Below are 11,428 nucleotides of genomic sequence, written 5' to 3'. Positions count from 1 at the left end.
TTATAGATATGTAACGTTACACATCACTAAGTATTTACGTAAATACTTAGTGATGTGTAACGTTACATATCTATAAATAATGATGCATTATAAAAGTGTAACGTTTAAGCTTGCCGTGATTGAACTTGTACATATTTATTGTTTTGTAACTTTTTATTTGTAATGATTTGACACAATTTTGTGTTATGAGATGCTAATCATCAAAAACCAGCCTTTTTATCTAGTTACTTAGATTTCATACTTCTATTTCCCCTCTTCCTAATTATGTATAAGTGTCTGATTTAAAAGAAAATAAAACCGGAAATAGCAAAGAGTTGATTGTTAGAGAAACAAAGACAACATTCTGAATGGTTAATGCTGGCCATTTTTTGAGAGTTAAATCACAATAAGTGCACTACTGTAGTTTGCAAAAATAAAAGTAGTTTACATAAAAAGTACAAACTATTATATTTAGCGCAAACCGCTAGAAATGGAGATACGAAATGTCACAAACACTTTCTGAGCAGATGCAGGCGTGCATCGACTCATTCAACGACTGGTCAAGAGCAAGAGCCAAGAAGAAGTTTGGTGATGACTCGCCACAAGCCAGAGTTCTAAATCGTCGCTTTGGTATAAATGAAGCTGCAGACATGATTGGTGTTACAAGCGAAGCTATCCGCAAGGCCGAGAAAGAAGGTCGCCTGCCGCAACCGGAATACAAGGAATCCAACTCACCTCGCCCAATCAGATTGGGTTACACGCTGGGCCAAATAGACCACATGCGTGATGTATTTAAAAAGCAACCTTACCAGCTAATGGAAACCTACCCAGTCACGGTATCCGTTCCTGGTGGTAAAGGTGGTTGCTGGAAAACCTCGACAGCCGTTCACCTGGCACAATGGTTATCACTAAAAGGCTATCGCGTTCTGTTCGTTGACATCGACCCACAAGCGCATGGTTCTATGTACTTTGGATACCATCCAGAGCTGAATACCGATATAAACGACACAGTGCTGCCGTTCATGCTAGGCGAGAAAGACGACCTAACATACTGCATAAACGAAACTGCATGGCCAAAGCTAGAGATCATCGCAAGTAACCTGCAGCTGCAGCGTATCGAAAGCGAACTGCTTGATGCGGATATCGAATATCCAGCCGATCAAATGTTACGAGCCGGTCTAATGACTGTGCAAGATAGCTACGACGTTATCATTATTGATGGCCACCCTGATTTGGGTCTAGGTACAACCAATATGATCTGCGCAAGCGATGTGGTACTTATCGCAACATCTGCCGAAGTGAACGACATGAACTCGACTTGCCAGCTTATGGGTTTGATTCGAGATATATACCAACCTAACGGTCCAGAGCAGCTAGACGAGCCATATGTGCGCGTATTACCGACCAAACTAGGTGCTGAACACAGCTCAAGCCTAAAGAACGTGCAGGACATGCACCGATTCTGGAGCGGAATGCCACTAAACAGCGGCGTTTACTTCACCGATGAAGTGGGGAAAGGTCAACGCAAGGGCGTCACTATCTACGAGCAAAATGGCGCATCTGAGCGAAGCTCTCCATCGGCTTGGAAACGTGCAACGGCAATTTATGACGCACCATTCAATGAGATTCTAGACACTATCTTAAAACCGATGTGGGAGGCTGAATAACATGAAAAACGATCTCGATGTTGAAATAAAAGAGTCCAGCGTCTCAACGGCTCGAATCAGAGGTAAGCGCGACAAAAGCGCACCTGTAAAAATATCTGAAAAGCTAGACGAACAGGTAGGAAACACACTCACTAAGCCTGTTAAGGGCGTCGAAGTTACTTTTACGCTCAAGAAGATTCCTGCCAAAAAAGTCGACCTATCGACCATGGTTTGGCTAGAGAACGAGCGTGATCAAGAGCTACTCGATGAGTTCGCCATTTCAGATATTTTGCCAACATTTAAAGAGTACGGACAAGAAGTACCCGCTTTCGGCCGTGAAGAGTGTGGTGTTATTCAGGTAGCTGACGGTAGCCGACGTCGTTTTACTGCCATAACAGCAAAGAGTGACTTTTATATTTGGGTTGGCGACCTATCAGACGATCAGATGAATTACCTGAGCGAAGTCGGCAACAATTACCGACCAACCTCGGCATATGAACAAGGTCAAAAGGCATTACGTTTATTGAATAGTGGCAAAAGCCAAGAGGAAGCATCCGAAGCTGTAGGCAAAGGTCGCCGTGCAATGATGCGAGAAGTGTACACCGCTATGCTTCCTAAGCCATTCATCAAAGCTTTACCTAGCCCTAATGACTTGAGCGCCAGACAAGGTGAAACGCTATTCAAAGCATACAAAAAACTGGATGAACAGCAACAGGATGGGTTGATCACTTTCTTTGAAGAGTGGTGTAAAGAGAAAGGAAAATACAACGCTGAGGAGTTGGTGGAATTCTTCATTAAGAAATGTGGCATTAGCAAACCTGAACCAGTGAAACCTCGCGAGCTGGCAATGGGGACCACGGTCGCATTAGTTAATGGCAATGCCAAGATCAACATCCCTAATATTTCAGATGAGTCTTTAAAAGCAATAGAGGCATTCATTGACCAAACGCTCTCAAAAGAAGCGTTAGAAAAATGCTAAATAAGGAGTAAGAGTATGCTTTACCCATGTAATAGTGAAACAGAAAAAATGAACCAAGCTCAATTGGCCGCTTACTATGATGGTGCTAACTCTGCATTAAATGGTGGCGATAACCTTGCAAGTCGAGCCTATGAAAGCCCATCAGTAGAAATCGCAGACGCTTATCGCAAAGGCCACGCTGCTCAAAAGAGCGCGATGGCAAACGACTCAAGCATTATTTAACTATAAAAAAGCAAAAACCCACTGCGGGAACAGTGGGTTTGTGTGACACAACCAAAACCGCCAGGAGATGACTATGTCTAAAGAAGACTATACCTTTATTCGTTCGCAAAAACTAGCCGATTTAATACACTTACCAGCCCACATGGTAATTGAGTGGCTAGAGAATCAACATCAAGGCATGGGTGAAGCTGTTGCCAAAGCTTGTTACCAAGAGTTAGCAAGAGGCTAATATGGATTCACTAAAAGAATTATGCTGGATAACCATTGTTACGCTTATAGTCTTAGCGATAACCCTATAAACAAAGGCTCCTTATCTAGGAGCCTTTTTTATTGAGTGCTTTAGCTAAATTTATCAAATACTCTAAATGGATAAGTCGAACATCATGAGGTAGAAATTTGGCAACTGACTCCATATCTTTAGATAGTGTGTAATTGCCATTCTGAACAGCAACCGCCAGATCAAAATGTGTAATATTAAGCGCGACAAGATACTTTTCCATATCTCCGACCCACATATCCACTTCACCAGACTCAAACCTTTCTATTACACGAACTCCAATCCCTGTTTCCTTGGACATGTCTTCACGACTTTTTCCAGACAACTCTCTAAATCGCCTCAGAACAGCAACAGTGCTTGAAATCTTCCCCATACTACACCGCCATATTTGGAGATTTAGAACATAGATTTACCCAAATCTGGAGAAGTGAGTTCATTTTGTGTTCTAAACCCGTTTCATAGGTAAGGTTTATAGTTATGATCCTTTGCCAATGACGTGCCAAATAGACATGTCTTATAAAAACAAACACTTAGGCTTAGGTGTTGATTTGTGATTTCTTTTGATTTGCAAACTGAAACTCAAATTTATAATCAAAACGTTAGTTAGTGATAATTCTATGAATAATACTATTTTAGAAAGAACTCATGCAAAAGTTCAAATAACCCACCTCTTTACCGTCCTCTATAGGCGATCAGCTGATATCCAATTCCATTTGATATAACAGAAATCGCAACAACAATCGGCGGCTCTCCAAAACGCCGTATAAAAAGTCTACTGAGCATACTTAGGAAATAAAAAAGCTCTGGTAGGGTTACTTATACCTATAAAAATAAAGGGAACGGAATGAATAAAGAGATCATTGGCAAAGCCCAGCTCCTTATGGTTTCACTCGAGCCTGGGATGGTAATTGACGAAGAAGTATCAGAAGTAGCAATAAAAACTATTGAAGAATTAATTAAGATTGCAAGAAAAGAAAAGGGAGAGAACGTGATAAAGATGTGCAGCTAAATAGCTGGTGGCGATTACTTTATCACGTTGTGATTAGACTGGAATCGTCGCTTTTACGCTGATTCGATAAGGAGTTTGAGCAGACCAACGAGCAGTGACTTGATCACATGAATAAGTACCTTGTGAGTGCTCTGGCCATGTAGAATCTAATTGAATAAGACCCTCACCAACTACATGAGGGTCTCCTTCCAAATCAATTCGTAGTGTTCGACCTTTACGGTCATTTTCTCTCAGTGCAGACTCTGCTTCTGCTTCTGCTTCTGCTTTGCTTGAGTAAACGTTAGGAAGCTTTTTAAATGGCTTGCTACCTTTCGTCACCTCTTCTTCTACACCAGAGTTTACGTTTTGCCATCGAGCTATCACCCCTTTGAATCGAGTTCGACTAGGGTTGTCCGTTGAGGCATTAACAAAACCCGTTTCAGTAGGGATATTACTCTGAGGAACGGAGACTTCTTTAACTGGAGCATCCTGTCCAGTTATTGTTTTCACTTTTCCACGTCGAGCTAACACATACAACCCATCAACTGGCTTAGCAACCGCATCGTATTTTTTAGCAATACGTCGAAGAAACGCTGGGTCCGTTTCATCAGTCTGATTGATATGCTCAATGTTGATGCTATCTAGTGTCGGATCGACCCGAGGCGAAAATCCATGAGGCTTCACAACCTCTCTGAACAAATCACCGAGTGAAATATTTTCCCAGCTATTAGAGCGACGCTCTTTGATGCCTGTTTGGTCATCAGCCTTAAATGGGGCCGCGGTCGCAATGATCGTCACTTGAGAAGGAAAGAGTTGGGGGATGATTCGGGTGATAGTGAATAGCCCCTTATCCACCTCACCACCCAAATATCCCTCATACCATCGAATTTCAGCGTCTTCTTTAGGAATACCATCAAGTTCTGCTGTGCTTACAACAATCTTTAAGGTGTCTGATTTATTACCTGGTGCATCCTGCCTTTCGAAAGACATAATGTTTGCGTTGATTATGCTTTCACCAGGTCCAGAAATATAACAGCTTGGCTTTAATCCCATATGTTCACCGCTTTAGCTGGCTTCTTCACAACTATATCCGGTAATAAAATCTCAACACCTGCAGGCAATGTTGCTTCAACACCAATGAGATCATGAAGATGAGGATTCAAGTCATAAACCTTATCCTCAGTTTCATCATCATCGAGGCTTAATTCTCGCCATGTAATGTCACTAACCGTATCACCATCAATAGAACGAACTAATTTACTCATCCGGTGATTCCTCTAGTGTTATGGTGAATGAAGCTACCTGAGCTAAACCATCACGACCAATTTTGGTTTGAGTTTCAGTGATTGATTCTATGGTCCAAAATCCCATATTAATTCCTTGACCATTAGAAAGAACATGGGATTCAAAACGCATAGAACGCAGTTTATCGAGAGCGCCTTCCGCATCTTCACCAAACCACTTGCCTTTAATTGTAATGGTGTCCAGAGGGATCTCTGAAAGATGCTTTTTAGCTTTCTTCCCGACTCTAGCTTGTTTTTTCCAACCAGAGGAACTGGTACGAACCAGCTCCTCATATTGGGTTTTTTTAGCAACCGTAAAAGGAAAGTCACCAAGAATTAACTGTGGTGTCATGATACATCTCCCAATGTGGTACCTAACGCAACGTCATAATCTGGTGGGGCAACGTTAGCCACTGCCATTGCCGTTTTCTGAGCAACATCTTCACCTATTCGTTGGTCATATTCATGGTTGCCTGTCGGCTCTATCTTAACTTCAACGCTAATTTGGCGATTGTCTTGCTTGGTAGATGAAGCATTCGCTAGCTGAGTGAGTTGCTTTTGCTCATTACCAGACGCTGGAGTGTCGGTTTTATCCGAGCCAAACCAGCCACCAACTTTAGCACCAACCCATTCACCTAAAGCACCACCACCAATGCCACCAATCATGCCGCCTATGGCGGTACCAATACCTGGTAAAATCATGGAACCAAGGGCAGCACCTGCCATTGCTCCTCCAAGTCCACCAGTTACATCACCTGCAGCACTGCCAACATCAGCAGCATCGCCATTCTTGATCGCGTCAACCAATCCTATAGAGCCAGCGACAACACTCAATGGTCGTACTAGCTTGCCAGCAAAACTACCTGCTTTGGCTAACATACCTGCTTTAGGGGCAAGTCCTGCAAGCCCACCAAATCCATCAATCAGATCACCGCCCATAGTTAGCGTGTCTGCTGCCATTGCTGCGCTAGGAGCCATGGTAAGAGCTGTAGCACCCGTCAAGAAACCAAGCCTACGAGCCCATTTGTTTCGTCCTAAGCGACGACCTGCTGACGCAACACGACCGCTTTTACCTGAGCGACGACCACTATAACCACCAGCACCTGATCCACCACCTAAGCCGCCTAATTTCCGATTAAGTCTATCAATCGAGCTAGACGCTCGGTCTGCTGCATTCTTGGTGCCTGACAGCGAACTGGTAAGTTTTTTCTCGCCTAATAAGTCCTTCCCTGCGCCTAATAGGTTTTTACCTAGCTTCCAACCAATCATGGCGGTTTTAAGTGCAATGACACCACCTGTGACAGCCATGATGCCTGTCGCAACTTCTGGGTAAGCTTCTAAACCACTTGCAAGAGCATTCGCTACGGTAGTAACCATTGGTGCCGCGACTTCGATAATAGGAATGAATCCATTACCAAATGCAGTAACTAGACGATCAAGAGATGAAGTAGACTGATCCAGTAAATATTGTGAACTCTTTCTTCGCTTATCGAGTTCACCCTGCCAAGCACTAGCCGCTTTCGAGCTGCTACTAGCTCTTTCAAGCGTATTAATCAACCCTTGCTCACCATGCATGGTGTTAACTAGTTTACCGACCGCACCTTTCACTTCCTCGCCAAACAACTGAGAAATAATGGCGCCTCGATCAACATCATCAGCATCTTCAATAGCCTTAAAGACTTCCAACAATGTTCCGGTTGCATCTTCCTGCATGCCTGCTGCGACACTATTAGCATCTAACCCAAGCATGGCATAGGCTTCTTTCTGTGAACCTGTTGCAGCAAAACCTTTAGTTAATGCACCAGTGATGTTTTTAAGCGCTGTAGACGATACCTCTTCACTGCCTTCTACTGAGAAAAGAGAGCCTGCCAGAGCTGCCGCTTCAAACTCATTCAAGCCAGCCATCATTGCCGTTGAACCTTGACGAGCCAAAACTGCAGCGACGTCTTTTGCTTCGGTATTGGCTAAATTATCTGCCAGCAAGTTGGAAGTCTTAGCCAGACCTAAAGCTCTATCACCCTCTAAGCCCATTGTGGATTGAAAGCGAGCAAGAGTGTTTCCAGCTTCAGCCGCGGTAACATCAAATGCGATAGCCATTTCAGCCGCTTGAGCTGCAAATTTCAGTAGGTTCTCTTCACCTTTGATACCGGAACGGCCAGCAGAAGCCACAATTTCTGCCATGCCGATTTGATTCATCCCCGTGTTAACAGCGAGGGCTTTCATCTTTTGCTGGAACGCAGCCTCTTGCTCTGCGCTTTCAAAATCTACTACCTTACGCACATCAATAAATGCGCTTTGGTAATCAACAGCTCGTTTGCCTGCTGCCGCTAACGGTGCAGCAGCGACAATCGTACCTACCGCTTGGCCAGCTAACTCTCCACGTTCTGCAGAGCGTGCTTGTTTACGTGCCTGAATAGCATTCAGCTCTTTTAAAGATTGCTTTTGCTTATCAAGCGCAGCCGTGGCCGACTTGGTTTGTCTTGCTAGGCGCAACTGTTCTGCACCTAACGCATCCACATTCAAACCAGCCGAGGACAGTTGCTTACGCAATTGACCGGCTTTCGCAGATTGGTCTGCGAACTGTTTAGAAACTTTATCGACTTGTCTGTCTGCACGACGCAGTTGATTATCAAGAGAACCAACTTGCTTAACCTGAGCAGCATAAGCCTTATCAAGCTGTCGAACCTGCTGTTCCGCTTGTCTTAGTTCAGCTCTTTGAGCCTTGCTGACCTTTTCCGATTTTTCGGTTTCACTACGTAGGCCAGCCAACTTTACTCGAGCAGCTTCCAGCTCTTTCTCTTGACCTTTAAGAGCTGCTCGGTTTTGGTTTAACTCCTGAGACAAACCTGCACTGGCGACTTTTGCCGCCTGCATTTCACCTCGGGTTTTCTGCAAGTTGGTCTGCATCCCTTGATACTGACCAATTTGCTTTTGCTGAGATTCGAATTTCTTCAGCTCGTTATTCGCACTGGATGTATCAGTTTCCAGCTTGCGAATAGTTTTCCCTGCAGCCGCTAACGGGGCAGATAAACGGTTTACACCGTCTAAAACAATGCTGAACTTCTGCTTATTGTCTGCCATTACTTAATTCCAAGTTTTGCTTTTGCTAAGCGATAACGACGCAGGGCGTTTTCATTGGTCCAGCCCAACATTTCTGATTCACTGGTGTTGTACACCAGTGGGATCAGGTCAATCATTCGCTCGATGTCGGTTGGCGAAAGTAATCCGCCGGACGTGACAAAAAATCGGTGAGCCTGTTTTGCAGGTAAGTCCAATCTGGTGTGGTGAGCTGGTAAATCTGGTCGTGCTTAAAGTCGGTACAACCAGCAGTAATAGTAAAGGTTCGCTCATCATCGGTTTTCTGAGCGTTCATCGCTTTGGTTAAACGACCAGTCGGATATTTCAGCGCGTAGCTATCACAGTTCTCAAGAGGCTGAAGCAAGCGAGGGTTCATATCATCACCCACTGTCCATGGTTCATCACCAATCTTGAGCTCGAGCAAACGAGCAACGGTCACTGAATCTTGAGTCGTGAAAACATGATTCCAATATTCAATGGTTGTGATGTCTGGTTGAGAGAGTTCAAAGAAGCCTCTCTCATCAATACCTGTCATTTTGAAAGAGCGAAGCTCTAATAGCTTTTCAGCATTGATTTTGACTTCGCCTTTTTCGTCTTTGATTGGGTTTCCCTGATCATCTTTCTCAGTGGCCAGTTCAACAAGTTGCGCGTCTTCTTCGTAACTAAGAGCGCGGATAACAACTTCGGTTTTACCCAAAGCAGGAACAAGAAGTGTGTGCGTCTTTTGAATTTTCATAGGGGCTTATCCAAAAAAAAGCCCTCGCATCAAACGAGGGCTTGTGGGTTTAACTTTCAGTTTACGGCTGACCAGTGTTGCGACGATGATTCACCATCACATCACCATCACCAAGATCGTACTCGTCAGTAAGAGCGTTACATTGGTACTCAATCTTGCCATTAACGATCTTTTCAGCTTCATCCAAAGCGGCAAAAACAAGCTCGCGAGATGACAATGCAGAATCGCCACCTGTCGCTTTTGCACCTGTTTCAGCAGCCGATTTAAGAATGCCTTCCCAGTTGTGCTCTACTTTGTATTCCGTACCGCGACCATCTTCCATTGAGTCAAGAATGTTCACTGGAACCTTCTGGCCTTTATGCAAACCGAGGTTAGCTACAAGCTCTGGTGTTGCACCTTTTAGCGTAAACTTGGCGTCGGTCATGGCTTCCATACCCACCCACACTTCACGCTTACCGAAACCACCACCTTCAATAGAAGCCATAACCTTTTCGATTTTAGGCTCTTGAAGCTCAGTGATTTCCAGCTTAACCGGAATACCGTTAATCAGCGCAGTGCGCTGAAGCAGGACCATATGTTGATGCATTACAAGATACTCCCTAGAAATTCGTCAACAATGCCATCATCCTCGTCGAGGACATAAATCATGTGCTCATTTGGAGAATAACCAGCATATTGAATAGCAATCGCCCAGCGACCGCTCTTGTAGTTTTCAGTGCTGTTAAGAGTTGGGTGAAGAAAAACTTTACAACCCATCAAAGCTTCTTCAACAATCATGGCACTGAGCATACTGTTTACCGACTTAACTTTTTGCTTCATAAAGCGTTCAGTTAAGTTTTTAGCCATGTCGCGTTCTGAGGTAGCTGCGAGCTTACGAATGATCGCGTATTCCAGACCTTTCTTGTTAACAAAGTCACCGTGAATACAACGGTTACCTTTGAGCTTCTTACCTTCGCTGGTATCGGTAATGACCGAAACACCGTTCTTCATCAGCAAGTTAGCCTGAGAAGATTGGTCCATGATGTCGTAATCGACTTGACGCGATAGAGCTTCAATCAATACGCCACCGTTAGACGCTGGACTTTCCCACGGAAGAACTCGTGCAAAACAAGTTGCTGCCATGGTTGATGCTGGCACTACAACATTGCTGGATTCTGCTTTGCTGTAAATATGAGGCCAGTTATCAACAAGGTAGTAAGCTTCATAACCTGTGCCTGGTGCGCCTAATGTACCGCGGAAAGTGATCGCTGCTTGGTCTGTGGTGTTTGGACCATCACCAACTGGAATGGCATACATTCGCTTACCAATTGCTACCATCTCGTCAGCAACCGGCTTATTGCTTGAATAACCTGGTACAAAAATATGAGTCGGCTTTTCGGTACATTCTGTTAGGGCATGAACACCCGTTCGTTGACCATCTGCGGCTGTGCCACCAATAATTGCATTGATAGTATCGGCTTCCGTATCACCTTCTTTTTCAATAACTACGTAGATAGGCACTTGAGACACTTTTAGTACCTGTTCACAGAAATCAACAAGCGTACCTAGACCAGAGCCACCCATATCCAAGTAAGCTGCATCACGAGGTGTTGCAACTCGAAAAGGCTTGCTCTTTGGAATTAGTGGGTCAGCGTTTGGGGCAGTACCCACTGCACCGAGAACCGTTTTACCTAACGGCCCATAAGGAGCTGGTGAACGTTGCGATCGAACTTCCGCACCGTTATGAACAAAATCTTGAATAGGGTCCATTATTTATCCTTTACCGCTTTAGTGGTGGATTTAACAGGCTCTACCTTTTTGATTGAGCCCAATGTTAGGTCACGTGCTTCGCGAGCGGTAAGCTCAACAGTTTCGCCTTCTTTCACCCAATGCTGAGTGCGAGGATGACGGAACCCAAACAGCACTTTGTGAGGCGTTGTTTTCTTCTGTTCCATAGGTTTTCCTAGTAAAAGAAAACCCAGCACAAAGGCTGGGTATGAGGTTTAAATAGGTACAAAAAAAACCTGCTGAATTAGCAGGCTTTATTTAGTTGGTGGTGTTGGCCACGGGTTTTCTGTTTGGATTTTCTCTCGCTCTTGAACAGCCAAATCCATCAGTCGATCATATTCAGACTGCTCACCCATATGCTTTTTGATTTCAGCCTCTTCTAAATATGGTCTGACTCGTTGGGTGTATTCAGATTGACGTTTATCATCCACAGCTTTGTATTGCTCTTGATAAACATCTTTTTCGGTTTTCAA

The 11,428-nt window shown here is 44.2% G+C and carries 14 protein-coding genes and 1 pseudogene; 5 read left to right on the top strand and 10 right to left on the bottom strand.

All coding sequences use genetic code 11. The annotated features are described in order from the left end of the window. Positions 1-482 precede the first annotated feature (482 nt). The 4 genes from QMA41_RS25640 to QMA41_RS25625 all read left to right on the top strand — a co-directional run bounded on the left by QMA41_RS25640 (position 483) and on the right by QMA41_RS25625 (position 3,055). A complete protein-coding gene (locus QMA41_RS25640; RefSeq protein ID WP_281630922.1) occupies positions 483-1,646 on the top strand; it encodes an AAA family ATPase in 1,164 nt (387 codons plus the stop codon). A gap of 1 nt (position 1,647) precedes the next feature. Next, complete coding sequence (locus QMA41_RS25635; protein ID WP_281630921.1) at positions 1,648-2,604, top strand: ParB/RepB/Spo0J family partition protein; 957 nt, start codon at positions 1,648-1,650, stop codon at positions 2,602-2,604. A 15-nt stretch (positions 2,605-2,619) separates the two neighbouring features. Continuing rightward, the gene (locus QMA41_RS25630) at positions 2,620-2,826 is read left to right on the top strand and encodes a hypothetical protein (protein WP_281630920.1); all 207 of its coding nucleotides are present in this window, start codon (positions 2,620-2,622) and stop codon (positions 2,824-2,826) included. A gap of 73 nt (positions 2,827-2,899) precedes the next feature. Then, positions 2,900-3,055 (top strand): hypothetical protein, encoded by a 156-nt coding sequence (locus QMA41_RS25625; RefSeq protein WP_272236596.1) that lies wholly within the window; start codon positions 2,900-2,902, stop codon positions 3,053-3,055. An 85-nt stretch (positions 3,056-3,140) separates the two neighbouring features. Here QMA41_RS25625 and QMA41_RS25620 read toward each other — a convergent pair whose 3' ends face one another. Beyond that, positions 3,141-3,476, bottom strand: coding sequence for a helix-turn-helix transcriptional regulator (locus tag QMA41_RS25620; protein ID WP_281630919.1), 336 nt, complete (start codon positions 3,474-3,476; stop codon positions 3,141-3,143). A 471-nt stretch (positions 3,477-3,947) separates the two neighbouring features. Here QMA41_RS25620 and QMA41_RS25615 point away from each other — a divergent pair, with 471 nt between their 5' ends. After that, positions 3,948-4,112, top strand: coding sequence for a hypothetical protein (locus QMA41_RS25615; protein WP_281630918.1), 165 nt, complete (start codon positions 3,948-3,950; stop codon positions 4,110-4,112). A gap of 33 nt (positions 4,113-4,145) precedes the next feature. Here QMA41_RS25615 and QMA41_RS25610 read toward each other — a convergent pair whose 3' ends face one another. The 9 genes and pseudogenes from QMA41_RS25610 to QMA41_RS25570 form a co-directional block, all read right to left on the bottom strand. Then, positions 4,146-5,081: a phage late control D family protein gene (locus tag QMA41_RS25610; protein WP_281630917.1), complete on the bottom strand. Its 936-nt coding sequence runs from the start codon at positions 5,079-5,081 to the stop codon at positions 4,146-4,148. A 53-nt stretch (positions 5,082-5,134) separates the two neighbouring features. Then, positions 5,135-5,356, bottom strand: a complete 222-nt coding sequence (locus QMA41_RS25605) for a tail protein X (protein WP_272236604.1) — start codon at positions 5,354-5,356, stop codon at positions 5,135-5,137. Next, positions 5,349-5,726 (bottom strand): phage tail protein, encoded by a 378-nt coding sequence (locus tag QMA41_RS25600; RefSeq protein ID WP_281630916.1) that lies wholly within the window; start codon positions 5,724-5,726, stop codon positions 5,349-5,351. The genes QMA41_RS25605 and QMA41_RS25600 overlap by 8 nt, the downstream gene beginning before the upstream one ends. Continuing rightward, complete coding sequence (locus QMA41_RS25595) at positions 5,723-8,455, bottom strand: phage tail tape measure protein (protein ID WP_281630915.1); 2,733 nt, start codon at positions 8,453-8,455, stop codon at positions 5,723-5,725. The genes QMA41_RS25600 and QMA41_RS25595 overlap by 4 nt, the downstream gene beginning before the upstream one ends. Positions 8,456-8,567: 112 nt before the next feature. Beyond that, a complete protein-coding gene (locus QMA41_RS25590; protein ID WP_281630914.1) occupies positions 8,568-9,188 on the bottom strand; it encodes a hypothetical protein in 621 nt (206 codons plus the stop codon). A gap of 61 nt (positions 9,189-9,249) precedes the next feature. Further along, positions 9,250-9,774 (bottom strand): phage major tail tube protein, encoded by a 525-nt coding sequence (locus QMA41_RS25585; protein WP_272265046.1) that lies wholly within the window; start codon positions 9,772-9,774, stop codon positions 9,250-9,252. Beyond that, positions 9,774-10,937 (bottom strand): phage tail protein, encoded by a 1,164-nt coding sequence (locus QMA41_RS25580; protein WP_281630913.1) that lies wholly within the window; start codon positions 10,935-10,937, stop codon positions 9,774-9,776. The genes QMA41_RS25585 and QMA41_RS25580 overlap by 1 nt, the downstream gene beginning before the upstream one ends. Next, positions 10,937-11,122 (bottom strand): hypothetical protein, encoded by a 186-nt coding sequence (locus QMA41_RS25575; RefSeq protein ID WP_272236615.1) that lies wholly within the window; start codon positions 11,120-11,122, stop codon positions 10,937-10,939. The genes QMA41_RS25580 and QMA41_RS25575 overlap by 1 nt, the downstream gene beginning before the upstream one ends. Before the next feature lie 87 nt (positions 11,123-11,209). After that, positions 11,210-11,428, bottom strand: a pseudogene (locus tag QMA41_RS25570) (hypothetical protein); the annotation flags it as partial.

Source organism: Vibrio sp. St2 (assembly GCF_947311885.1).
GTDB lineage: Bacteria > Pseudomonadota > Gammaproteobacteria > Enterobacterales > Vibrionaceae > Vibrio > Vibrio coralliilyticus.
Note: the sequence above shows the minus strand (reverse complement) of the source record. Positions and strands in the feature narration are given on the sequence as shown.